At 33.1% G+C, this 22,246-nt stretch carries 30 protein-coding genes; all 30 read right to left on the reverse strand.

Translation table 11 applies throughout. The features are described from left to right. Nucleotides 1-23: 23 nt before the first annotated feature. The 30 genes from ACN4EE_RS08110 to ACN4EE_RS08255 all read right to left on the reverse strand — a co-directional run bounded on the left by ACN4EE_RS08110 (nt 24) and on the right by ACN4EE_RS08255 (nt 22,229). A complete protein-coding gene (locus ACN4EE_RS08110) occupies nt 24-1,262 on the reverse strand; it encodes a glycosyltransferase family 4 protein (RefSeq protein ID WP_431705914.1) in 1,239 nt (412 codons plus the stop codon). A gap of 18 nt (nt 1,263-1,280) precedes the next feature. After that, a complete protein-coding gene (locus ACN4EE_RS08115; RefSeq protein ID WP_431705958.1) occupies nt 1,281-1,775 on the reverse strand; it encodes an FkbM family methyltransferase in 495 nt (164 codons plus the stop codon). Nucleotides 1,776-1,780: 5 nt separating this feature from the next. Then, nucleotides 1,781-2,101: a hypothetical protein gene (locus tag ACN4EE_RS08120; protein ID WP_431705915.1), complete on the reverse strand. Its 321-nt coding sequence runs from the start codon at nt 2,099-2,101 to the stop codon at nt 1,781-1,783. A 371-nt stretch (nt 2,102-2,472) separates the two neighbouring features. Further along, nucleotides 2,473-3,330: a glycosyltransferase family 2 protein gene (locus tag ACN4EE_RS08125; RefSeq protein ID WP_431705916.1), complete on the reverse strand. Its 858-nt coding sequence runs from the start codon at nt 3,328-3,330 to the stop codon at nt 2,473-2,475. A 21-nt stretch (nt 3,331-3,351) separates the two neighbouring features. Continuing rightward, nucleotides 3,352-3,771: a type II toxin-antitoxin system VapC family toxin gene (locus ACN4EE_RS08130; protein WP_431705917.1), complete on the reverse strand. Its 420-nt coding sequence runs from the start codon at nt 3,769-3,771 to the stop codon at nt 3,352-3,354. Continuing rightward, complete coding sequence (locus tag ACN4EE_RS08135; RefSeq protein WP_431705918.1) at nt 3,771-4,025, reverse strand: hypothetical protein; 255 nt, start codon at nt 4,023-4,025, stop codon at nt 3,771-3,773. Before ACN4EE_RS08135 ends, ACN4EE_RS08130 begins: the two co-directional genes overlap by 1 nt. 121 nt (nt 4,026-4,146) lie before the next feature. Continuing rightward, nucleotides 4,147-4,710 (reverse strand): acyltransferase, encoded by a 564-nt coding sequence (locus ACN4EE_RS08140; protein WP_431705919.1) that lies wholly within the window; start codon nt 4,708-4,710, stop codon nt 4,147-4,149. Then, complete coding sequence (locus ACN4EE_RS08145; RefSeq protein ID WP_431705920.1) at nt 4,707-5,657, reverse strand: glycosyltransferase family 2 protein; 951 nt, start codon at nt 5,655-5,657, stop codon at nt 4,707-4,709. Before ACN4EE_RS08145 ends, ACN4EE_RS08140 begins: the two co-directional genes overlap by 4 nt. A gap of 48 nt (nt 5,658-5,705) precedes the next feature. Continuing rightward, nucleotides 5,706-6,251, reverse strand: a complete 546-nt coding sequence (locus ACN4EE_RS08150) for an acyltransferase (RefSeq protein WP_431705921.1) — start codon at nt 6,249-6,251, stop codon at nt 5,706-5,708. Beyond that, entirely contained in the window at nt 6,248-7,453 is a 1,206-nt protein-coding gene (locus tag ACN4EE_RS08155; RefSeq protein ID WP_431705922.1) for a glycosyltransferase family protein, read from the reverse strand. Before ACN4EE_RS08155 ends, ACN4EE_RS08150 begins: the two co-directional genes overlap by 4 nt. A 206-nt stretch (nt 7,454-7,659) precedes the next feature. Continuing rightward, nucleotides 7,660-8,202: an FkbM family methyltransferase gene (locus ACN4EE_RS08160; RefSeq protein WP_431705923.1), complete on the reverse strand. Its 543-nt coding sequence runs from the start codon at nt 8,200-8,202 to the stop codon at nt 7,660-7,662. Between the two features lie 97 nt (nt 8,203-8,299). Then, the gene (locus tag ACN4EE_RS08165; protein WP_431705924.1) at nt 8,300-9,484 is read right to left on the reverse strand and encodes a glycosyltransferase family protein; all 1,185 of its coding nucleotides are present in this window, start codon (nt 9,482-9,484) and stop codon (nt 8,300-8,302) included. A 222-nt stretch (nt 9,485-9,706) separates the two neighbouring features. After that, entirely contained in the window at nt 9,707-10,063 is a 357-nt protein-coding gene (locus ACN4EE_RS08170) for a type II toxin-antitoxin system VapC family toxin (protein ID WP_431705926.1), read from the reverse strand. A gap of 2 nt (nt 10,064-10,065) precedes the next feature. Next, complete coding sequence (locus tag ACN4EE_RS08175; protein ID WP_431705927.1) at nt 10,066-10,359, reverse strand: type II toxin-antitoxin system HicB family antitoxin; 294 nt, start codon at nt 10,357-10,359, stop codon at nt 10,066-10,068. Nucleotides 10,360-10,446: 87 nt separating this feature from the next. Continuing rightward, nucleotides 10,447-11,598 (reverse strand): RNA-binding domain-containing protein, encoded by a 1,152-nt coding sequence (locus ACN4EE_RS08180; protein WP_431705928.1) that lies wholly within the window; start codon nt 11,596-11,598, stop codon nt 10,447-10,449. Nucleotides 11,599-11,669: 71 nt separating this feature from the next. Further along, nucleotides 11,670-12,137, reverse strand: coding sequence for a ribonuclease toxin HepT-like protein (locus ACN4EE_RS08185; RefSeq protein WP_431705929.1), 468 nt, complete (start codon nt 12,135-12,137; stop codon nt 11,670-11,672). Then, the gene (locus ACN4EE_RS08190) at nt 12,116-12,472 is read right to left on the reverse strand and encodes a nucleotidyltransferase family protein (RefSeq protein WP_431705930.1); all 357 of its coding nucleotides are present in this window, start codon (nt 12,470-12,472) and stop codon (nt 12,116-12,118) included. Before ACN4EE_RS08190 ends, ACN4EE_RS08185 begins: the two co-directional genes overlap by 22 nt. Before the next feature lie 21 nt (nt 12,473-12,493). Beyond that, nucleotides 12,494-12,706, reverse strand: coding sequence for a type II toxin-antitoxin system HicB family antitoxin (locus ACN4EE_RS08195; protein ID WP_431705931.1), 213 nt, complete (start codon nt 12,704-12,706; stop codon nt 12,494-12,496). A 164-nt stretch (nt 12,707-12,870) separates the two neighbouring features. Further along, a complete protein-coding gene (locus tag ACN4EE_RS08200) occupies nt 12,871-14,109 on the reverse strand; it encodes a glycosyltransferase family 4 protein (protein WP_431705932.1) in 1,239 nt (412 codons plus the stop codon). 204 nt (nt 14,110-14,313) lie between these two features. Continuing rightward, a complete protein-coding gene (locus tag ACN4EE_RS08205) occupies nt 14,314-14,892 on the reverse strand; it encodes a Uma2 family endonuclease (protein WP_431705933.1) in 579 nt (192 codons plus the stop codon). 201 nt (nt 14,893-15,093) lie between these two features. Next, nucleotides 15,094-15,999, reverse strand: coding sequence for a class I SAM-dependent methyltransferase (locus ACN4EE_RS08210; RefSeq protein WP_431705934.1), 906 nt, complete (start codon nt 15,997-15,999; stop codon nt 15,094-15,096). Next, nucleotides 15,974-16,309 (reverse strand): hypothetical protein, encoded by a 336-nt coding sequence (locus ACN4EE_RS08215; protein ID WP_431705935.1) that lies wholly within the window; start codon nt 16,307-16,309, stop codon nt 15,974-15,976. Before ACN4EE_RS08215 ends, ACN4EE_RS08210 begins: the two co-directional genes overlap by 26 nt. 205 nt (nt 16,310-16,514) lie before the next feature. Beyond that, nucleotides 16,515-17,417 (reverse strand): DUF2887 domain-containing protein, encoded by a 903-nt coding sequence (locus tag ACN4EE_RS08220; protein WP_431705936.1) that lies wholly within the window; start codon nt 17,415-17,417, stop codon nt 16,515-16,517. Then, on the reverse strand, nt 17,404-18,255 hold the full coding sequence (locus tag ACN4EE_RS08225; protein ID WP_431705937.1) for a DUF2887 domain-containing protein: 852 nt from the start codon (nt 18,253-18,255) through the stop codon (nt 17,404-17,406). The genes ACN4EE_RS08220 and ACN4EE_RS08225 overlap by 14 nt, the downstream gene beginning before the upstream one ends. Beyond that, the gene (locus ACN4EE_RS08230; protein WP_431705938.1) at nt 18,242-19,117 is read right to left on the reverse strand and encodes a nucleotidyltransferase family protein; all 876 of its coding nucleotides are present in this window, start codon (nt 19,115-19,117) and stop codon (nt 18,242-18,244) included. The genes ACN4EE_RS08225 and ACN4EE_RS08230 overlap by 14 nt, the downstream gene beginning before the upstream one ends. Before the next feature lie 32 nt (nt 19,118-19,149). Then, a complete protein-coding gene (locus ACN4EE_RS08235) occupies nt 19,150-20,091 on the reverse strand; it encodes a glycosyltransferase family protein (protein WP_431705939.1) in 942 nt (313 codons plus the stop codon). Between the two features lie 149 nt (nt 20,092-20,240). Then, the gene (locus tag ACN4EE_RS08240; protein ID WP_431705941.1) at nt 20,241-20,459 is read right to left on the reverse strand and encodes a hypothetical protein; all 219 of its coding nucleotides are present in this window, start codon (nt 20,457-20,459) and stop codon (nt 20,241-20,243) included. Between the two features lie 5 nt (nt 20,460-20,464). Beyond that, on the reverse strand, nt 20,465-20,785 hold the full coding sequence (locus ACN4EE_RS08245; RefSeq protein ID WP_431705942.1) for a DUF4258 domain-containing protein: 321 nt from the start codon (nt 20,783-20,785) through the stop codon (nt 20,465-20,467). Nucleotides 20,786-20,932: 147 nt separating this feature from the next. Beyond that, nucleotides 20,933-21,184: a hypothetical protein gene (locus ACN4EE_RS08250; RefSeq protein WP_431705943.1), complete on the reverse strand. Its 252-nt coding sequence runs from the start codon at nt 21,182-21,184 to the stop codon at nt 20,933-20,935. Between the two features lie 205 nt (nt 21,185-21,389). Further along, the gene (locus ACN4EE_RS08255) at nt 21,390-22,229 is read right to left on the reverse strand and encodes an Rpn family recombination-promoting nuclease/putative transposase (RefSeq protein WP_431705944.1); all 840 of its coding nucleotides are present in this window, start codon (nt 22,227-22,229) and stop codon (nt 21,390-21,392) included. Nucleotides 22,230-22,246: the final 17 nt, after the last annotated feature.

The following is a 22,246-nucleotide window of genomic DNA, read 5'->3' on the forward strand; positions in this document are numbered from 1 at the left end:
TTAACCAATTAAGTTTAATATTTTTATTCTAAAGTGATTTTTGATAATTCTTTTTGTAAATTCATCAGGCTAAAATTTTCAAAATAATTTTGTGCATTGTTAGCAAAGTTTTGTAACTCTTGAGGATTATCAATGCAAAACTTTAAGGCTTGAGCAATAGTTTCACCACTAACCTCCGACAAAACTAAACCATTAACACCATGGTTAACCACCTCTCCACAATATTGAGAAGCAATAATCGGTAATTGCCATGATTGGGCTTCCAGTTGTGTTAAACCAAAACCATCCGATAACGTGGGAAAAATAAACACATCTGCCTCTTGATAATAGTGGGCGGTTATACTACGAGGCACTGAACCAATCCATTTTACATTAGGATATTCTTCTAGGCTTGGTTTCCTAATGCCTAAAGAACCAACTATAATAAATTCGATCGGTTGATCTTTCAATAATGTGGCACTTTCTAATAAAGGAATAATTCCTTTACGGAGGATAACTTGCCCTAAAAAAAGTACTTTTAAAGGACGTTGTTGATTAAAACAATCTGGATAACTTCGGGTAAATAATTTATTAGGTTTTTCTGACTCATATACTAAGGGGATTATTTCAATTTTCTGGGAAGGAATACCAACTTTCTGTAAAGCAGAACTTGACCATTCAGAATTAACTATAATTTCATCGGCTAATTCACATTCTAGTTTCCAATCTTTCCAATATTGTGGAGGAGCAGGTTGCCACATAGAATTATGAAATGAATATTGTTGATGGAGTTTTTGAACTAGATTTTCTTCCTCAATAGCAGGATCTATTTGTCCTAAAATGGTTTTCCATCCTTGAGATTTAGCGTAACGAAAAATATCTAAGGCGGCATAACTATAAGCAAAAACACAAACTTGTGTTCTCTTAGGTGACACAAAGGACTGTTTTTTCAATAAATTAACGGTTTTTGTTTGAAACCAATTATTTCTAGCAATTATTTTGTTCCATTCCTTCCTTTTCCGCCATTGTTGTTGTAGTTCAAAAGCGATGAGAGATTCGGTAAAACTAAATATCTGAGCTTGACTCAAATCAGGGTGGAATCTTTCCCTGAGATTTCTCAAAAAATTCTCTGGTAGTTTATTGATTATCGATCGATTGGAAATCCAACTATCTGTAATCAGACAGTCTAACTGATTCATTTTTTCTAAAGCTCTGGGAATGGCATAATGTTCTCTAGCTCCTATTTGACAACATAAATATCGTTGATTCCTGTTGATGGTCATATATTTTATTTGAAAATGTTAATCATCCCAGTTACAACAGAAATTTAACCTACCTAAATCTTTAATATTTGTTTCTAATCCAGGTAAATGATATATACATTGACCGTTAACCTTGGTAAGAGAGTATCCACCTTCACATAAAATATTGTGGATTTTTTGGCATTTATCTTTTCCACATATCTGAGGATGATATTCTAATGCTATAAATTCTATAATATTTTTAGCAATTAAATCCTTGGTCTCCTCAGAAAAAATCAAAAATTCAGAACCTTCACAATCGACTTTTAATAAACGGACTTTCGTAATTTTGTTATCAAGAAAAAAATTGCGTAAATTAGTTGTAGGAACAGATTCTTGCTTATTTCCAATTCTCCAATAACGAAACAAACTACTAGCCCCAGTATTAGTGGAAGGTCGCAAAAATAAAACTGTATTACCTACTTTGTTAGAAATAACAGTAGGGTGAATAACTATATTTTTAATATCATTAAGTTTGATGTTTTTTGTAATAATTTCTCCTAATCTGCTTTGAGGCTCAAATGAACTAAACTATTTTTAACCAAAGATGAAGCAATGATTGAAAAATAGCCTTCATTTCCACCAATATCAATAAAAGTATCAGAGTCACGAAGCAGAAGATATAAAAGTTGAGTCATTTGAGGCTCATAAATGCCTTTAGATAATAAATTGAAACCAAAATTAGAAACAGGATCTATATAAAATAGTTGACCCATGGAAGTTTCTAGGTTAAATCTTTTTATTCCCAGAATAGTCTTAATTAATTCTCCCAATTGAGTTGGCCTAATTGAAAGCAAAAAACGATATAAGAAAGCAGACATTTCAGTAACTTAAAGGTAGTAAATAATTTTTAGCTGATAAGGATTATATAGCAATCCTATTCAATATAGCAATCCTATTCAAACGTGTAAAAATAATTAGGGCTTGCTGAATAAGTCTTTATCGAAACAGGAGATAGGAGTCAGGAGAGAGAGGATAGGAGAAATACTGAAACATCAAGGTTTTGATGCTGTTGATAGATAGAATAAGGTCAAAAGTGTCGAATTTTTGAATAAAAATCCTTAAAACTGCGCACTTTTTTCTTAATATATTATGCCTAAACCTTTGATTTTAATGGCTTTCTGAGTTATTCAGCAAACCTTAATTATTGTAAAGGTTTACTTTGATTATTCATAAATAAATAATTGTTATATTAACTGAATCTTAATTTTGTCCACTCACTGTACAATTTTTTGGACATAGTCTTTCTGTATTCAGCATATTTTGCAAGATTTTTGAATGCCCATATCTCTCCTGTGATCAATCCCAATCGACGTACTTTCACCGTTAAGATTAATCTGGAAATTAAGGTTCTTAGTTGTTTATATACCTTTAACTCATTAGGTACAAACCAATCATTCCAAAATACGTTATTTCGTGAACCATAGAAGTCCATTCTATACCAATTTCTACCCTCATTAGAAGCCGTATGATGAATTAATAAATCGGGGAAGTGGTAGCAATAAAATCCTTGTTGAAAACCTCTTGCGGCAATATCCATTTCTTCTCCTTGGTGAATTAATATTTCCCTATATCCTCCCAGCTTCAGAAAATTTTCGATATGCAGTAAATGACCACAACCAATGAAGGAGCGAACTTGATAAGGTTTTGTTTCAAAAGATTGATTTTGATATTGACCTAAAACTGGATTATAGATGGGAAAACTGACACACAACAAGTTATTATGGGATTCGGCAAAAGTGAGGGCTGATTCTAAGCCCTCGGATACGGGATAGGAATCGTCATCTAAACTCAGATAGTATTTAGTTTTGATGATTTTAGCTAGTTGATTTCTCCTAAAAATATAGCCCTGAGATTGATTAAATCTTTGTAATTCTATATTGAGATTAAATTGTTTGATGTCAAAGGGGCAAACAGTATCGGAGTTGTCATCAAAGACAATGATTGGGATAAGATGATATTGTAATTTTTCTAATTTTTGTAAGGTTATTTCTAAGTCAGACCAGCGATTTTTGGTGGTAATGCCTATGGTAAGTAAGTTCGAGATCATAATCAATTTGAACTTATAAATTTATTCAAAGGGGTTAATAACAGTAATTTGACAATCAATAAAATCTTTCACATTACGAGTAGCAAGTATAGCATTATTACTATAACAGATTGAGGCAATTTGGGCATCAGCCTGAGAAATGGGTTGTCCATTTTTTCTTCTACTGGATACGATTTCAGCAAAAGAAATCGCCGACTTTTCATCAAAAGCAAGAATCCGATTATTAAAATCTTCAGTAAACATTAAAGTAGCTAGATTTTTAAGTTTTTCTTTTCTCTTTCCTTCCGATAAAATGGCAATCCCTAAAAATATTTCAGCTTGAGAAATAGTAGTTGTATAGAGATTATTAAGAGGTTGTCTTGATACCCGTAAATAAACATTATTATGACATCCATCCCCTTTCATCAACTCAGAAATTATATTAGTATCTAAAACAATCATTATTCAAAATTGGGAATAGAACGAATTTCATCTCTTTCAATAACGGGAATATTTACATCTTGTAAACCATTAAATCTATTTTTAATTCTTTCCCCTAGATTATCAGATTTAATTATATCTCTAGCCGTGGGATCATCTCTATCAGACATTAAAACAATTACACGCACCCGTTGAGGTGTTGTAACTGGTAAAGTCTGATCAAGGTTTAAATGTCCTTTTTCATCAATAGTGGCAGTTACTTCTATTGCTTTCATAATTTTAAATGACTATTTCTAAATGTAATAAATGTATATTTTATTGTAATTCTTAAAACTGACCAAGTACTTTTGGTGGTAATGCTTATAGTAACTAAGTCGGAGATCATAATTGTTTTATTTAAGTTCGATATTTTATTATTTGAGCGGGATTTCCCACTGCTATAACATTTTCGGGTAAACTTTTTGTTACAACGCTTCCAGCCCCCACAATGGTGCGATCGCCTATACTTACTCCTTTAAGAATAGTCACATTTGCCCCAATCCAAACATTGTTACCTATTTTAGTCGGTTTTGATACCATTGGTTGCTTTAGGGGGGGCAATTCGGCATCGTAACCGTGATCATGATCAGTAATATAACAATTAGGTCCAATGCCACAATATTCTCCAATAATAATGGATTCTGTGGCATCGATAAAAGTATTGCGATTAATATAAGTATGAGAACCAATATAAATTCTCGGTTTATCTACGGGTTCACCACTACATAAAAGAGTTACACCTCGATCTAATGCACAAGGGCTTTCTATTTCAATATCAGTAAAATTGCGGGGAATTTCTATGTCACGCATCCAAATATAGCCGTGAAGTTTAACTCCTAAACTTTGATAATAATAGTTCCGCCAACGAGACTTAATTCCCTCAGAAACTTTATTGATCAATGATAATCCAGTTTTGATCACCCTTTAACCTCCATAGAACGTTTTTTGGGGAAAAGAATTTCCATAACACCAAATATTTTTCCCATGATCATAGCAAGTAAATTAAGCCACCCCTGAAAAGATTGTAAAGAGGATAAAATACCAAATAATTGCAAGACAAACAGTTTAAAATAGTCATCAAGAGTATTGCGTTCTAAAACTTGAGTCATCACATAATGACGATTAACTAACTCCATTTTAGACAAAACAAAAACACTCTTTTTATGATCTCCGGGTTGGCTATCATGAAATATTTTTGCTGTTCTCACATTTGCTAATTGCCATGTTTTCCCTACTGTTAAGGATAAAGTTACATCTTCCATCAAAGAATAACCCGTAAAAATAGGAGGAAATAAAGGATCGGGTAATACTTTTTTTCGATACAGAGTACAAGTAGTATTTAACCACCCTACGGATACAACATCGGGCAAAGAAGGATTATCTTCAGGCAATAGATTTAATGCACCATCAAGACATTTTCCTGCATAGCTACTTTCTGGCTTACCATTAAGAAATTGAAATAAGAAACGACTTATTTTTCCGGGAGTCTGATATTTCTGATTTGTAATCATGGCATTAACTCCGCCTAAATGGGGATTATCTTCAATAGCCTTCCAAAGTAGCATTAAACAATCTGGTTCAAAAATAATATCATCTTCTATTAGCCAGATTAGCTCTTGAGTCGCATATTTCATGGCTTGGTTGCGTTGGGTAGCTGCTCCAATTTCTTGGGCTTTATGATAAATAATTTTGGTCTGAAGATTAGGAATAGACTGTTCACATAATTTTTTAGTTACTTCATCGGTAGAACCATCAATAACGATCATTTCTAAAGGTTGGACAGACTGTTGAGCAAGACTTTCGAGCATTCTTGTTAATGGTTTGACTCGATCTCTGGTAGGAAGTAGAGCGGAAATTGGCAATAACATCGTCATCTTTTTCTGCAATATTTGTGTTTTTTGATAGTAGGATATTAATTAATCTCTCATTTTCATTAATCTAGCAGGATTACCAACGTAAATACTATTAGCAGGAACGTTTTTAGTAACCACACTCCCCGCACCAATGACAGCACCTTCACCAATAGATACCCCTTTTAGTATTATTACCCCCGCTCCTAACCACGCATTTTTTCCTATAAAGACAGGGGAAGCGATACCATCTGGTTTAATGGAGAAATCATTGTCAGTCAAAGAAATATCATGGTCAAAATCACATATATAGCAATGGGGACCAATCATGACTCCATCATCTATGATGATATTAAAATGACAATCAATGATGGAATAAAAGTTAATGTAAACATTATTCCCTATTTCTAGTTTTCCTTGATTTCCTTTATGAGAGGCAACAATAATTTTGCACCCTTCAGAAATATAAAGATTGCCACAAGTGAAATTCGGTGCATATCCACTAAAAAAGTTATCACAACTCTGAGGTCCGTAATCGACTTTAGCTCCTGCTAACTTTAATGATAACCAACGATACCGCCGACCAACTTTTGCCCATAATGCTTGTATCATTTTATTTTTTTGAATAATTCCTGAAATCTATTTTTCCATGTGTGAGAACTTATTGCTCTTTTATATCCTGCCCATCTTAATTTCTCTGCCTCAGTTGGATGATTTAAGTAAAATTTTGTTTTATCAATAAGTTCCTCGACACTATTATAAGTATCAATTTCTTTACCTAACTGATAAAATTCTTCAATTTCTTCTGTATAACCTGTTATATAGCAAGTACCGCTCATGGGAGCTTCAAAATCTCGTAATCTTACATGGGGAATTAGTTTCGATCCAGGGCGACCATCTGCCCATACATTACTAAAATTCAGGATTATTTCATATTCGGCAAAGGTTTGACTGAGATTATCGGCAAAACCACAGGCTGAATTAGATAAGATAGATAAGAGGTGACGGGTTTCTCTACGGTACTGAAATTGTTTCAGGGTTCTAGCTAATCCTCCAAATAAGCCTTCCTGATTTATATTGCCTTTAATTACTTCAACATAACTGGTAAGATGCCCGGGTGTTTGTTTTTTTCTACCTAAATAAGAATCTTCAGAAGAGGATTGATTATTTGTTTCTGAATCTTGGTTTGTCCAGCCTTTTCCATATATATCTACGGGGATTTCATTTAGAATTAACTGAGATAATAATCTTTCTCGATCGGCATATCTCTGTCCCACAAAACAAGCCTTTTTTCTCCGTTTAATTCCTTGTATTGGATAATAAACTTCAGGATCAGCCCCCATCTGTACCCAGATAGGATTAGCGCCCACCTTTAAATAGAGTTCACGAGCATCTTTTTCGGGATGCCAAGAGTAAGTGACTTTAGACGCAATTTCTTTAACTAATTCAAATTGATAAATGCTATTACAATAAAAATTAATTGTGGGAATGCCTAATTGATGAATTTCCTCAAAACCTTCGGGAATAAAGTGGGCATTGTAGAAGTAGCAAAGGAATAGATCAATGGGTTCTTTTTGATGGGCTTTACGAACTTCATCAATAATTGATGTGGTAATTCTTTCTCTAACTTTTTCTTCTTCAGGTGTATATTCTTTAGGGATTTGCAGAAAATGACTTGCGGGGAGCAAATCTACCTGAGATTCAATAATTTCATGTCCTAATTGAGTTAAGGCAGGATAAAAATTACTACTCCAAAGTCCACCATAATAATATTTAGGATTAATGGAATGCTTGATTGCGGTGAAGATTCTCATGAATTTTTCATTGGAAGATTTGATGATTAATTTCTTCTGGCATAAGAACAAGATTTGTATAAGGACTTTGCCAAATGTCTTCTGTTATTGTTGCTAATGTTTTTTTAATTGAATTAAAGCTATAAATCAAATAATTATATTTTGTCATTAACTGTTTTAATTTTTCTGGGGTAGCACCAAAGGAAGGCCAGGTGTTTGTTCCATATTCAATGACAAAAACAGGTCTTACTTTTTGTAGCAAAAAAAACGGACGAAAAGAGTACATCAAGTTCTCCTCCTTCAATATCAATTTTAACTAAGTCAACTCTTGACAAAGACAAATCTTGAAAAACACTATCAAGTTTCTTTCCTAAAACTTTAAAAGATTGAATATTTTTCCCTGTAACTAAACCGCCCTGACGCAAACTAGAATAAACATCCCCACCATTAGGCATAAATAGTTCTACTTCTCCTTCATTAGAAGTTAAAGCACAGTGAATAGGAACACCAAAATTATTTGTTCTAAGGTTATTTACTAATAATTTATATGTTACTGGATTAGCTTCGATCGAAATGACTTTTCCCGATTCACCGACTAAACTAGAAGCAAGTACGGAAAAATAACCAATATTTGCACCACAATCGATGAAGGTATCACCCTCTTTTAATAAGAATTTAAGGGCTTCTCGCACTTCCGGCTCATAGGTAGAACCATCAATAACGATCATTTCTAAAGGTTGAGCTGATTGTTGAGCAAGACCTTCGAGCATTGTTGTTAATGGTTTGACTCGATCGCGAGTAGGTAGTATGGCTGATATAGGAAGGATTATCATTATTATCATTATTTTCTAAAACGTAACTGTGTCTTTACTCAAAACAATCCTGAATATGGTTGATAAATTGCTCCTGAATTATATCGGTAGAAAAATCACTATTACCAACCATTATCGCTTGGTGACTCAGATTTGTTCTTAAGGATGGTGATTCTCTCAGTTTAAATAAAACTTCTGTCCAAGTGTCAGGATTATTTTCTGTTATTGTTAATACAGATTGAATGTTTTGTAAACCCCACTGCATTCCCGTAGCATATTCTGGTCCAAAAATTAAAATAGGCATTCCTAACGCTAGATATTCAGACAACTTGCTTGGAAAATGAGTTCTATATAAAAGCTCTAGATCTTGATTGTTCGTCCAAAGATAAGGTAAAATAACGGCATCACATTCTGTTTGTACCTTTTCCCAAGTTTCTTCAGGTGTAACAGTATATCCACAATAGCTTACAACGTCAGAAGAATCTAATGGATTCAAGGAGCGGGAGTAAATTCTTAATTTCGCATTTGTTTTTTTGAAAACGGGAATCATTTTTTTAAGCTGTTCTCCGTATCCATAAGCCAGACTTCCAGCATAACCAATAGTTAAACAATCGTTTTGCTTTAATGTTTTGTTATCTACTGGTGAGCGAGGTTTGATGTTTTTTGATCTATGGGGATACAAGACATCACCTGAACTACCATATATTTCTTTTAGATACGCTTCCATTTGCGGACTTACACAAAGCTTTTTTGAAGCATAAGAATAAGCTTCTTTGTTCCTTTTTATTTGTTGCTCTTTAGCCCATTCATAGACTTTTTCAAAAGTTTCCGGAATATCATGGACAATTAAAACTAGAGGTAATTGATGGAATTTAGCATAACGATAAGCAAGATGATAATAGGCTTGAGTCTCCATTAATGAAAGTATAACATCAGGTTTGAAGTCCTTTGCCATCTTTGTAATTGAGCTTATTGTAAACTCAGGAAAAATTTGTAATGAGCGCAGAGAACGAATTAAACGAGAAAATCTAGTACGGGTGCTAAGTCGTTGAAAGGGCAATTTTAATTTTTCATATTTACAATTTAAAACTTTGGAATTTTTTTGAACTGGAGAACCAATAACAGCTAATTTGTCTGAAGGATAACTTTCCAAAAGACGATATAATACTATCGACCCTGAATAAGCTGTTTCTGGAACTTGGGCAGATATTACTAATAAATTCGGCAGTTGATCATACATCGGCTTGATATAGTAAATGATTAAATCATAGTTTTTGGAATTGTCAGTTAAAGCATAATTTTTGAACAGGAGATATCGTAATTTCAATTAAGAATCAAACAGTATCTGCGAAAATAAAGATAATTATTTTCTAATTATTCTATTCCTTAGTGTTCGGTTTTTATTTGGAGTAACTGTAAATAGTAACATAACTTAATGTTATTTTTTGGCTGGGACAATAGTTTAAAATAAAATGGCATTATGAGTGATGGAGATCGATGCTATTCGTAAATCCTGAGTACCAACTCGAAGACGCTGTGATTTGAGGTTTTGGTAAATTATATCTGATCTCCCATCATAGGGTAAAATTCTAAATTCTGACAAAAGCATAACTGTTTCAATTAGTCGCTGATAAGCAACAGTGCGGGTAAATCCACCTTTTGCTTGAGTGACTTGTGCTAAACGTCCTCTTAATTGTTCTTCTACGTTAATCGCCGTTGTTGTCAGTTGAACTTGAGCTTTCAATAAACGAGTTATTAATGGAGGATAGTTTCGTCGGTACAAACTAAGATGATCGGTATCTAAAATGTATCTAGCCATAATTAATCAGTCATCTCATTTGCCTGTTGACGAATTAATTTCAATTTTTCCATAAAATCGTCAAATGTTTGATCCTCAGAGAATATCCCCATATATTTCATTGGCGGAATCTTTTCTTGTTCCTGAATTTCTATGTTCATAAATTTACCCCTAGAAACTGTTTTTTCTAAAGTTGCTGTGATTTTTTGCACTGCTTCTTCTTCCGTTGTGCCTTCTGCCACTAAGTTAGACATCCCAACTATTTCAGCAGTAAAACGTTGTTCAGATTCACTTTGGATAAAAATTTGATATTGCATATAATTACTCAAGATTTGACTTAGGGTAAAAGGATTCAGTGAGATTATACAATTTTCTAATCACAAAATTCCTGCTTGATGAGTATTTTATGGTTTATACACGATCGATCTAAAATAAGTATCAGTATTTTCAAATATCGGTGGAGGAAGCTGATTAGAACGGTAGAATTTGATGATTTTTAATAATCCTCGTCCTAAACGATCCATTAGACCATAATCTTTGAGCATTTGGGCAATTAAAGGATTGCGATAATAAGAAATACCTGCTAAAGCTCGATCGAGATTTAAAGTATTGGGTAAACCACCGGGGGAAAATAACTCTAAACGATCGTTAAATAATGATAGACGAATAGATTGACCAAAAATAGACCAATCCCGATGAGCAAAGGCATTAACCAATAATTCTCGAATCACAAACGGTTCATAGTCGGGTATATCGTGACGGCGAGTTTCTTCTTGATTAAAAACAGGAAAATGACGAGAGTTACGCTTCACGAAAGATTCTCCTGCTTGAATGCCTTCGGGAATAGTTTCGGTTAAAGTCAGACTATCAATTAAAGGGGAAGTAACATCATTTCCTGTAAAAGCATTTAACTCAATTCCTGCTTGGGGTAATATTCGCCCTATTTGTCGAGAGAAAAAAAGACTACCTGCAATAGTTAATCTTTCTTCTTGATCAAGAATTTGTAAATTGTACCAAGCACGAGGGTTATTTTCGTCTTCTGATATGCCCCTAATTTCTTGACAATAATAGTTTAATTTTAAAGGATCTAAGTCCATTATTCCCGATCGAGGCAGAGAAGACACTTCAAAGTGATATTGTCCTCCTTCCTGTAAGAGTCTAATTAATTCTTCTTGAGTCGGTTCGATCGACACACTACCTGCTCTAATATAGTAATGATTAAGGGATTTGACTTTATAAGGCTTGGAAATGCCCTTTTCCACTTCAATCCTCAGAATAAATTTATCTTCATAGGCAATGGAGACTAATTCAGGAATGAGAGATGGTTGAATATTATTACGACAAATGGAAATAATTTTTTCCATCAATAAGGGAACATTTTCAACTCCTGAGATTTCTCCGTTATCTTCCACCCCTACTAAAATTGTGCCACCTTTCATATTGGCAAAAGCAACGATTTCTTTGGCTAAACTTTCATTGCGAAATTCTGTTGATTTAAACTCAACCCTTGAATTTTCTCCTGATTTAATTAATTCTAAAATTGGTTCGATCGACATCTTCAATAAGTTCCCCCTTTCTTTAAGGGGGGTTAGGGGGGATCATATTCTCATATAGCATGATTATTAAATTATATTTCAATTTTTTCCATAAATATTGTTAAATCCTGTTCTAAATAGGATAACAAAACTAAGGCTTTATCTAGGTTCAGTTTAAGTTGTTCAAATTCAATCATTGAACCATAGGCATGACGGAAAAAATGACGAAATCCTCTTAAACTATTTAAAATTGAGTAACTTTCGGAAGACAGCAAAGCAGGGCGAATGCCAGATACTTCTTGAGTCATTCTTCTTAATAAAGCACTATGCCATTGACTGTTATCGGTAATATTATTTTCAAAATAGGTAGCTACAATTTTCAATAAATCTTCAACGGCATTATAAAGATTATGAATTTGATAAGCAACACTTTCTAAACGAATAATATCTTCTGAATTTAGGTTTTCACTACGTTGCTTTAACTTTTCTTCAATTATTGTGACTAATTGTAGTTGAGCATTAAGATCAGTTTTGAAGATTAAGAGACGGTTTTTGTCCATACAATTCCTGTTTGACGTATTCTTTGACTAAAATGGCATTGATCTAGTTTAATTAAGTCCACGTCTCTTTCTAAATAGGTGGATAATAAACTGATGGCTAAACAATATTTTTCAGGATAAATATCTTCAATGGCTATATCAATGTCTGAATTTTCATGAAATCTCCCTTCTTTTGTGACAGAACCAAAAATATATGCTTTGGTAATACCGTATTCGTTGCTAAATTCTTCTAACCATTGTTTGATTTTAATCATCAGTTTTTGTCTTTCTTGTTCTAGTTTTAAATGACGATCGAGCAAGATTCGATCGAGCTTTTCGGTGGCAAATATAGGCATATTTATAATAAAAAAATGAGTCTATTTAACTACTAACATTTCATTTTTGACAAGGTGTAACTTAACATTGGGATAGGTGGATTGATCAAAATAAAAACCTTTAACTGCTTCATTAATATTTGTTTTTAATTCCTCCCAAGTATCTCCTTGAGTAAAAATATCTTCCGTTAAACATTCCGCAACAAATCCTCCATCTTCCTCTTGAGATATTTCAAATATAATAGTATTTTTCATGATTTAATTTACTCCATTTATAATTTTCAAATCAGTTTTTATTTTTTCTGTTCTAGTTTTAAATGACGATCGAACCTTTCGATCTCCAGCTTTTCGGTAAAAAATATAGGCATTAATTAAAACCAACCAAAGTTATTTATTAAGTTTAATGGATTCGATCGCACCTAACCATTGTTTAAAATTTCCTGATATAGTGTGATATATCTTTGAGCTTGTAATTCTAAAGGGTATTCCGTTAAGGCTATATCTCGGCAATTTTTAGCCATAGTTTCCCTTAAATTATCATCTTCCAATAATTGCACAATACCTTGAGCAAAATCTTGGGCATCTTCGGGAGGGGCTAAATATCCAGTGATATTCGGACGTACTAAATCAGGTACACCTCCAATATTAAAAGATACCATGGGCGTTCCACAAGCCATGGTTTCCTGTAAAACTAAGGGCAAATTATCCGCACGGGTAGGAAAAATAAATAAATCGGCGGCGGAATAAGCAATAGATTTAAGTCGATCGCACCCGACATAACCTAAATCCACATGGGGAATATCCACTAATTTGGCAATACTTTGTCCTCCACTACCAATGGTTAAAAGGGTAATTTCTTGTGTCAGACTGGGAGGTAATTTTTGTAAAGCGGATAATAATAAATCTCCTCCTTTTCTCGTGGCTTTTAAACTTTCCGCTCCAAACATCAAGACTTTTCGCTGATTTTCAATGCCTAAAAGGTAACGACATTTTTCTTGATCTAAAGGTTGATAAGCATTAGTATCAATGCCGTAGGGAATGGTTTTAATGGTAAACTGATTGAGCATACTTTTTGTTGCCTGATCCGTTAACCACTGACTAGGACTGACAACAGTTATATTAGAACGATTATAAACCCAGTTTTTTAGTTTCCACTCTAAAGCCGTTGTGTCTCGACTAATAGCTGGATATTCTTCAGGATAAGGGCATTTTCCGCAACCAGCTTGCCACTTATTACAATCATAACTATAGGCACAATGTCCAGTAAAACTCCACATATCATGGAGGGTATAAACCGCAGGTTTTGCTTGGGTTAAGTTCGGAATAGCAAGATAGTTAAAATAGCCTGTGTGGAGGTTATGAAAGTTTAATATATCTGCTTCTTGGTAAAAGGGATGTTGAGGTATATCGAAAGAACTAACTAGATTAAGATAGTTGAAACCTAACCGTGAGGTGAAGCGATAAAGTAAATTTTCGAGGCGATATTTTCTCTTAACTCCCTCCACTCTTTCGTCATCCGTAGCAATATTGCCTACTAATAATTTTGAGTCGATGCCTTGGCGTAGTAATCCTTGATGTAAACGATAACCTGCGATCGCAGCTCCGCCTTTGATGTCGGATTGATTAAGTTGTAAAACTTTGGGGGAATGATTGTTCATTGTTGCTTTAACTTTTCTTCAATTATTTTGACTAATTACAGTTGAGCGTTAAGATCGGTTTTGAAAATTAAGAGACGGTTTTTGTCTTTCTTGTTCTAGTTTTAAATGACGATCGAGCAAGATTCGATCACTCAAAGTGGCGCTGCGCGATCGAAGCGGATAAAATATCATCCTCTGTTTTTAAACTATTGCAAACTACAAATATTAAGAATTAAAAATAATTCTCTGATATAAATTATTAAAAGAAATAGAGAAGTCAATACTAGCTAAAGAAAGCTGATTATTTTCCCCTTCAATGGCATTAAATAACCATTGTTGTTCAGTTTGTTTGATAAACTGTTCGACATAATAACCAGATTGCGAAATCAGAATATATTCCTGTAAACTAGGTAAGGATCGATAGGCTCTAAATTTTTCTGTTTTATCATACTTTTGAGTAGAATCCGATAAAACCTCAATAATTACTTTTGGATTAATTACGATCGTATTGTTATCAGATTGATAAAGAGGTTTACCTTCGATAATCATTAAATCGGGATAGGTATAAAAACGATAATCTTCAATCCATAACTTTACATCATTGATATAAATGTAATAGTCTTTATCGTTAATAGTTAAGGGAAAAGCCCGATAAAAGTTACCAGCGATTTGATTGTGATTAGTTGCACCCCCTGTCATAGCAATTATTTCTCCGTCGATATATTCATTTCTGGTATCTGATTTTTCTTCTAATTCCAGATATTCTTCTGGGGTATAGTATTTGACTTTAAGTTGAGCAACCATAATTTATCTCGATATATTTCTAACTAATATAAAGGCTTCAGTTTCCTCTACTCCAATCATAGCACCTCTGACTTTAGCAAGATATTTTACAGCTTCGTGCGATCGCGCAGCACCGCTTTTGACGATCGAGCAAAATTCGATCGAGCTTTTCTGTAGAAAATATAGGCATATAAAGATAATAACTAAACCGATAAATTAGATTTATTTTTCAAAACATACATAGATAGTATGACCAATAATCAAATTCCGAATAATTGATAAATTTAATAATGGCTTAATAATTTTATTTCCTATACGATACGCAATACTTTTTATTAATCTAATATTTGGTAACCTTGATAGTTGAGTTGCTACATACCAATCAACATGATATTCTGCTAGTGGTTCAAGTTTAAAATGCTTTATTTTTAAAGAAAATTTATTTGCTAATTCACGAAAAGCTATTTCATTCCACTGGGTAACGTGATGGGGAGGTTGATCCAACAAGTTATTTTCAGAATATTTTGAAAAAGAGAGAGAATTAGGAACAGAAATAATTAGTTTTCCATTGGGTTTTAATAACTTAATCATTGCTTCTATAAATTGTAAAAAATTAGGGATATGTTCTAAGACTTGAAATGTACAAATCGCATCAAATGAATTAGGTTTTTCACTCGCTAAATCATAAATATTTTTTTCAATAACTGATATACCCAAATTCTGAGCATATTTAACAGCATTTTTATTCAATTCAATTCCCAAAGCATTGAGATTATATTCTTGAGAAAGCCTTGAAACAAAAGCTCCTTTTCCACATCCCACTTCTAATATTTGTTCGGAATCTAATAAATCTTGAATTGCCATATCATGCTCCCATTTACGGGGCATATAATACCAATAAAATTTTTGTAATTGTTCATATAATTTATCTGAACCTGCAATATCAAAGGGTATAAAAAACTTCAACTGACTATCATTACATTGATAGAGGTATATTTTATCGTAGTTTTTTAGTTCATTACTAATATCTATGTTAAAACTTTTTTTCCAATCAGAAATTAATTGCTCAGAAAGTAAAGTTTTTAGTAAAGTAACATTTTCACTATTGGTTAATGGACTTTTTATCATTATTTTTATTTAAGTTTTTATTAAGTTTAGCTTTAAGTTTTTTGAGAAAAATGACAGGATTAGTAATTAGCATTTTTACTCTATATTTTAATTTATTAACATGATTATTATTAAACTCTTTCAATGGGTAAACGAATTTGGAAATTAGTTCTAAGGTACGAATTTTAGTCCAATTTAAAGATTTTTCTTCTATTTTTTGATAAATTAATTGCCACACTTGAGATAGTTCAAGAGAATTATCAGAAAATTGACCAATTAGTCTTTGGATTTCTTGATAGTCATTCTGGTTGATTTGAGAACTAATTAACATATTCTAATTATTAAATAAATTCAGTTAGCTTAAATTGTAGATTAACGTTAATAAATTAGTTGATTGATTTACGTTTTAAGAATTTTAAGTCATATTTTCATAGTGAATAATTGTCCCAAAACTCTCGATCGACAATCAATATTAATAAAAATTACTTTGTATTTTATGACTAAGTTTATTCTAATTAAAATATCTAATTTTTTTTCTAGGATTCTATAGTATCTTTTTCAAGGTTATTGTTTTGAAACCAATTTTCTAAATCACTCATACCTTGAAAATCTAATAAGGCTTCTCCCAAAGACTCTAACTCAGGAATGGAGAGCGATCGAACCTTTTCCTCTTGAATAGGAGTTAAATCACCACAACGACGTTTTAAAAGGCGAATAGCTAGATTAGCTTCACCCCGTTTTTCACCCCGTTTTTCACCTCGTTTTTCACCTCGTTTTTCACCTCGTTTTTCACCAATTTGTAAAACTTCTTGATAAAAGCGGGTTTGAGTCACGTCTGCTTCTCTCAGATTTAGCATTTTTTGAATCTCCTCTATACTTAATTGAGTAAATTTGTTCACCAATATCGCTTCTACTAAGTCCAATTTTAGTCTAAATTCTATTTCCGTTGTGGCACTGTTTAAAATTTGTCTCGCTTCTGATGGTGCTTGAGCTTCAGGCGTTATGATTAATCTTAGTAGTGCTAAATTGGGGCTTAAATTGTCTTGATGTAATAAATCTTCTAAGTAGAATCTTTCTACTTGAGTATTCAGCAAGTTTTGATAGGGCATTTCTGACCCTAACTCTAATTTTTGGTTTAATACAATTAGTAAACCATGCCAATTTCTTTCTGTTTCATATTGATCAAGATAATTGAATATTCCACTAAAATAGCGCCGATAAAATTTTGTATCTCTTTGCATTTGTGCTTCGAGAAAGATTAACGGAATATTTGGGTTATCACTCATGGGAGTTAATAAACCATCTAAACGAGTTTCCGTTTCTTTGATGACGGGGGCATTATATTCAAATTCACAATCAAGGGGAATATGGGGAATTAATTCAGCGATTAATGACGGTTGACGGAGAAAAATTCGGTAAAATAATTTATCTGTTTTCATTGTTATTGTTTTGAAACCAATTTTCTAAATCACTCATACCCTGAAAGTCTAATAATGCTTCTCCCAAAGACTCTAACTCAGGAATAGAGAGCGATCGAACCTTTTCCATTAGTTCATCGGATAAAACACCACAACGGCGAGTTAATTGACGAATTAATAACTCCGCTTCTCCTTCTTGTAATGCTCGTTCTTTCCAGTAACTAACTACTTCTTTATAGAATACAGGTTCACTGGGCATTTTTGCGGTTTTTAGGTCTAACATAGCTAATATCTCCTCGTTATTTAATTGACTGAATTTACTATTTAGTATAGCTTCGATGATATTTAATCGTCTTTGAAATTCCCTCTCATTGTCTGATTCATCTAAAATCTTTTTCGCCAACTCTACTGCTTCCGTTTCTGGGGTGACGATGAGTTTCAATAAAGATAAATTGGGAGGCAAATCCTTTAATGGTAGTAAATCTTCTAAATATAGTTTTGTTACTTGTGTATTTAAGACATTCTCATAAGGTAATTCTTCTCCTAAATCATCTTGACGGTTTTTGAGTATTAATAAGCCATACCATGATCTTTTAATTTTATATTGATACAGATACAAAAATATTTCTGCAAAATATCGACCATAAAAGTCTGAATCTTTTTGCATTTGTGCCTCTAAAAAAATCAGAGGCAAATCTTCCCTAACGGGAGTTAATAAACCATCCAGACGAAATTCTGTATCTTTAATGACGGGGGCATCATAAATATATTCACTATCAGGAGGAATACTGGGAATTAGTTCATGAATTAGAGATGGTTGAGAAAGAAAGATTGTGTAAAATAATTTATCGGTTTTCATTGATATTTTCCTGCATTATTTTGATAAAATCTATTAATTCTTCCTGTAATAAATGGAAACAATTAGGAAGTTCGATCGCCAATTCTTGTACTCGTTCAGATTTTAGATTAATACTATAAATATTTCTGACGACATGACGAAAAGAATAATACTCATCTAATATTATTTTAGTATCGGAGCTAATAACTGAAGGACGCACATCAGGAATTGTTATTGTCATTTGTCTTAATAATTGTCTGTGCCAGTCTGCTTGATCTGGTATATTTTTATCAATACTTTGGGCAATTTGTTTAAAAATACGCTCAATTCCTGAATAAAAACTGTGCAAATTTAAAGCAATACTTCCTAAATAATCATCATCTTGAGTTATTTTTATTTTGTCTAATAATCTTTTATTACTATTAACTAAAATTTCTAATTCTTTTAATTCTTGCTCTATTTTTCCTATTAAAAGTAAATATTTATTCATTATTTTTAGTTGATTTTTAGCTCTTACTAATGGATATTTAAAAGCTATTTTATCTACAATAATGCCCTGATTTTTAATGGTATTTTGTAGGGGCATAGATGCGGTTTCAAATTGAACTAAGTCTATGGAAAATTCTTGATTTAATTCCAATAAATCACTTAAAGCTCGATAATAATCTTGATCTTTTAACTCCCATACTGCTAAATCAATATCAGAACTATCTCTAAATTTATCGATATGAGACAGTGAGCCGAAAACTGCTACTGTTTGAACACCATATTTTTCTTTTAATAATTTATTAGCTTCGATCGCAACTTGCCATGCTCGATCGAATCTTAATTGTTTCTGAGATTTTGCCGATAAAGTTAAGGGCGAATAATTGGATAAAGTCATCACCTAATTTCTTTGATCATTCTTGTTAATTGCTATATATTGACCAATTTTTTTATCTTACCTTTTACCCTACCTACACGAGAACGTAACTTGGCTTTAAAAGTATCCGCTTCCTTCATGGCTAAACCGCCGAAATTATGGTCAAAAGTATATAAATCTGCTTCTTTATGTTGCACCACAAAAGGAGGATGAATAATCTCCCCAATATCTTCCGTGGGCATATTGGCAAAAGGACTATCCCCAAAAGTGTGAGTGCCATCTTCTCCAAAACCTATATTTGATACTAAATTAACATTAGGTAACACCGTTAAGCCATTTTGTGACCAACAAGCAAAAGTCCATTGATAATCCCAAGTATCGGGTTTTCCTTCTAAAAAAAGTCGATCGAATATTTGTGTCCAGTACTTTTGTTCGTAGGGATCTTCGTGAACAAATTTAATAAAGTCTAAATCTTTATATTCATTCCATTTACTCATTTTATAATCCCAATATTTCCACGCCCGTCGCCAAGATGCCCAGCCCCAACAATGAGGATATTTAGAAAAATAATAGCTATAGGGTGTTCTTTTATTTTCCCCTTGAAAATTATCCCCTGTAATTACCATGACTCGTTCATCTTCTCGATAATAGTCAAGTAGGGTTTCACAATAGCGAAAAAAAGAAGGATGGGGTAAACAGTCATCCTCTAAAATTATAGCTTCCTCCACTTGTTCAAATACCCATGTTATACCACTAGAAACTCTTTCCCTACACCCCAAATTTTGTTCTGCATAGTTGGTATAAACTTGACAATCCCAATCGACTTGTTTAATAATATCCTGTGCCTGTTGACATTTTTCTACTTCTTCGGGGTTTCTCGCACCATCAGCAATAACGAATAGTTGTTTAGGTTGAGCTTGACGAATGGCGTTAAAGACTTGTTGAGTTTGTTTTGGTCTTTTGAAGATAATTAAGGCAACGGGGGTATTAAGCATAAATCAACTTATATTTTTTCACCCTATTATTATAATTTCTTCGGGTTCGATTCTCATCACAAAAGCTCGATCGAACTTTGTTTTGTCATTGCGAGGTAACGAAGCAATTTCTTAAAATTAGAGATTAATTCAATCAGTAATATTTAAAACTATACAGTGACGGGAGTTAATTGGTAAATACGGGCAAGTTGAGTCGCCGTTTTTAGATCGTTATTTTGTAAGGCAAGGCGTAAATCATCTAGTTTTTGAGCTTCTTCAAGGGATAGATAAGGAGACCAATCTTCGTTAGTATAGGTAAGCATAACTTCAATTTCAGCGATATATTTACCTTGACGGATAATTTTAGTTTGAGTTTTAGTACTGTTCATAGTATTTATTTTCGAGTTTTGTAGTCTTTTTCCCAACGCTCTAAGGTTGGACGATAGGCGGTGATTAAAACGGCAGGAGAATCGGCATTTTTAGGAATCCCCCATACCGTATGAATTGGTAAGCCCTTGTTATCTATTTGTAATAACAAAACACAAGCCCCTTTTCCGTAGTCAGGATAATCTTCAATAATTTGAGCCTGTTCAATACTTCTCAGAATATCTTTAATAAAAATATTATCGTTTGCCAATTCATCATATCCATGAGCCGATACTTTAACTTCTTTCGCTTTAATTAACTTTAATATTTTAGTAAATGTTTCGCTCATATTTTTAATGTTTCATTTTTTATGGGTTCGATCGAACCTCATCACTTTCAACGATCGAACTACACCACACGATTTTCTTTTTTCATTGCGAGATAACAATGAATAAATTTGCCCACCCAGAAGTATCGACAAATATTTGATTCAATTTTAATCCTCCTTCTGTTGTGCCAAATTAGCACCTAAATACAGATCATGGTTTTCTCCTATATCATCCATTTCTCCTCTTAAAGTACCTAACAAAGGGGTAATCGGGTCTATTTCTTCTCTATTTTGATTTTCCTTTAATTGCCATAAGAAATCGACAATCATCTGTTCAAGGGTAGTTTGTTTTTCCCAAGCCTGATGGGTCAAATTTGAGATTAATTCTGAGGGTAATTCGAGGATTACTTTATTATTCATATTATCAATACTTAAACAAAATTAGCTCATCTAATTTAATTATAAACTCGATCGATACCCACTACTTTCAGCTACTGACCCTTCTTTTGTCATTGGCAGGATACGAAGCAATCTCTTGAAACTTGATTTTTTGGAAAAGCTCGATCGCACCCCCTCACAAAACCTCGATCGAACCCCTCCACTTTCAACGATCGAACTCTCTTTTCTATTTATTAACCTGATTTAACCAGTCGATCGCATCTTCAAAGGTGTTAAAATCAAACAGACTTTCTCCGAATAACTCTAATTGTTCTACAGATAGAGTGTTAAGACGAGGTTTAATAGTTTCGGAAATCTCCCCAAAACGCTTTTTGAGTTGACGACTGACTAAAGCCATTTCACCTTTTTCAAAACCATCACTAAGAATCCTTTGATAGGTGACGGACTCTTTTAAAATATCGTGGTGTAAGTACATTTTGATTAATTCCTCCGAATAGTTGATACCTGCTAATAGTTCCACACAAGCGGAAATATTACTTTTTTGCCGTTGATTTTCAATGGCGTTTACTTTTTCTGCTACCTGAGATAATAGCATTTCTGGTTTTTCACTTTTTGCTAATACCGCTAAGGGTAACAATTCTGGTTTAGAGAGTAAAGGAGTGGGATCACATTCCCAAATTCTAATTACTCGATAATAATGGGTTGTCTTACCTAGTTGAAAATTATCTTCAAAGACTTTGGGGGAAGTATCTCTACGCAGAAAAATGATTACTTGTTCTAATTGCAGATTTTTTTCATAAAGTTTATGCAGACGATATAATCTTACCCAATAATCTAACATTCTTAACGGTAAAGGGGGATCTGATTTTGGTCGAGTTTGAAATTCCAGATGAATGATTTTATTGCCTACTTGTAAAAAGAATACTCCATCGGCTCTAATGGGTTCTATATTTAATTCTGTAGGTAACATTTCGATTTCTTCGTTAATTTCTCGGTTTAATAACCAACTTAAAATCGGTTTTGTATATTCATCGATGAGGAATTTGAGAATACTATCGTAACTCATCGTTTTATGTTGTTAAT

This window comes from Geminocystis sp. CENA526 (genome assembly GCF_050753365.1).
Classification (GTDB): domain Bacteria; phylum Cyanobacteriota; class Cyanobacteriia; order Cyanobacteriales; family Cyanobacteriaceae; genus Geminocystis.

Bases quoted from the DNA above. Each gene is read 5' to 3' on its own strand.
- ACN4EE_RS08110 (WP_431705914.1), bottom strand. From the start codon at position 1,262: ATGACCATCAACAGGAATCAACGATATTTATGTTGTCAAATAGGAGCT.
- ACN4EE_RS08120 (WP_431705915.1), bottom strand. From the start codon at position 2,101: ATGTCTGCTTTCTTATATCGTTTTTTGCTTTCAATTAGGCCAACTCAA.
- ACN4EE_RS08125 (WP_431705916.1), bottom strand. From the start codon at position 3,330: ATGATCTCGAACTTACTTACCATAGGCATTACCACCAAAAATCGCTGG.
- ACN4EE_RS08130 (WP_431705917.1), bottom strand. From the start codon at position 3,771: ATGATTGTTTTAGATACTAATATAATTTCTGAGTTGATGAAAGGGGAT.
- ACN4EE_RS08135 (WP_431705918.1), bottom strand. From the start codon at position 4,025: ATGAAAGCAATAGAAGTAACTGCCACTATTGATGAAAAAGGACATTTA.
- ACN4EE_RS08145 (WP_431705920.1), bottom strand. From the start codon at position 5,657: ATGTTATTGCCAATTTCCGCTCTACTTCCTACCAGAGATCGAGTCAAA.
- ACN4EE_RS08150 (WP_431705921.1), bottom strand. From the start codon at position 6,251: ATGATACAAGCATTATGGGCAAAAGTTGGTCGGCGGTATCGTTGGTTA.
- ACN4EE_RS08155 (WP_431705922.1), bottom strand. From the start codon at position 7,453: ATGAGAATCTTCACCGCAATCAAGCATTCCATTAATCCTAAATATTAT.
- ACN4EE_RS08160 (WP_431705923.1), bottom strand. From the start codon at position 8,202: ATGCTCGAAGGTCTTGCTCAACAATCAGCTCAACCTTTAGAAATGATC.
- ACN4EE_RS08165 (WP_431705924.1), bottom strand. From the start codon at position 9,484: ATGTATGATCAACTGCCGAATTTATTAGTAATATCTGCCCAAGTTCCA.
- ACN4EE_RS08170 (WP_431705926.1), bottom strand. From the start codon at position 10,063: ATGGCTAGATACATTTTAGATACCGATCATCTTAGTTTGTACCGACGA.
- ACN4EE_RS08175 (WP_431705927.1), bottom strand. From the start codon at position 10,359: ATGCAATATCAAATTTTTATCCAAAGTGAATCTGAACAACGTTTTACT.
- ACN4EE_RS08180 (WP_431705928.1), bottom strand. From the start codon at position 11,598: ATGTCGATCGAACCAATTTTAGAATTAATTAAATCAGGAGAAAATTCA.
- ACN4EE_RS08185 (WP_431705929.1), bottom strand. From the start codon at position 12,137: ATGGACAAAAACCGTCTCTTAATCTTCAAAACTGATCTTAATGCTCAA.
- ACN4EE_RS08190 (WP_431705930.1), bottom strand. From the start codon at position 12,472: ATGCCTATATTTGCCACCGAAAAGCTCGATCGAATCTTGCTCGATCGT.
- ACN4EE_RS08195 (WP_431705931.1), bottom strand. From the start codon at position 12,706: ATGAAAAATACTATTATATTTGAAATATCTCAAGAGGAAGATGGAGGA.
- ACN4EE_RS08200 (WP_431705932.1), bottom strand. From the start codon at position 14,109: ATGAACAATCATTCCCCCAAAGTTTTACAACTTAATCAATCCGACATC.
- ACN4EE_RS08205 (WP_431705933.1), bottom strand. From the start codon at position 14,892: ATGGTTGCTCAACTTAAAGTCAAATACTATACCCCAGAAGAATATCTG.
- ACN4EE_RS08210 (WP_431705934.1), bottom strand. From the start codon at position 15,999: ATGATAAAAAGTCCATTAACCAATAGTGAAAATGTTACTTTACTAAAA.
- ACN4EE_RS08215 (WP_431705935.1), bottom strand. From the start codon at position 16,309: ATGTTAATTAGTTCTCAAATCAACCAGAATGACTATCAAGAAATCCAA.
- ACN4EE_RS08220 (WP_431705936.1), bottom strand. From the start codon at position 17,417: ATGAAAACAGATAAATTATTTTACCGAATTTTTCTCCGTCAACCGTCA.
- ACN4EE_RS08225 (WP_431705937.1), bottom strand. From the start codon at position 18,255: ATGAAAACCGATAAATTATTTTACACAATCTTTCTTTCTCAACCATCT.
- ACN4EE_RS08230 (WP_431705938.1), bottom strand. From the start codon at position 19,117: ATGACTTTATCCAATTATTCGCCCTTAACTTTATCGGCAAAATCTCAG.
- ACN4EE_RS08235 (WP_431705939.1), bottom strand. From the start codon at position 20,091: ATGCTTAATACCCCCGTTGCCTTAATTATCTTCAAAAGACCAAAACAA.
- ACN4EE_RS08240 (WP_431705941.1), bottom strand. From the start codon at position 20,459: ATGAACAGTACTAAAACTCAAACTAAAATTATCCGTCAAGGTAAATAT.
- ACN4EE_RS08245 (WP_431705942.1), bottom strand. From the start codon at position 20,785: ATGAGCGAAACATTTACTAAAATATTAAAGTTAATTAAAGCGAAAGAA.
- ACN4EE_RS08250 (WP_431705943.1), bottom strand. From the start codon at position 21,184: ATGAATAATAAAGTAATCCTCGAATTACCCTCAGAATTAATCTCAAAT.
- ACN4EE_RS08255 (WP_431705944.1), bottom strand. From the start codon at position 22,229: ATGAGTTACGATAGTATTCTCAAATTCCTCATCGATGAATATACAAAA.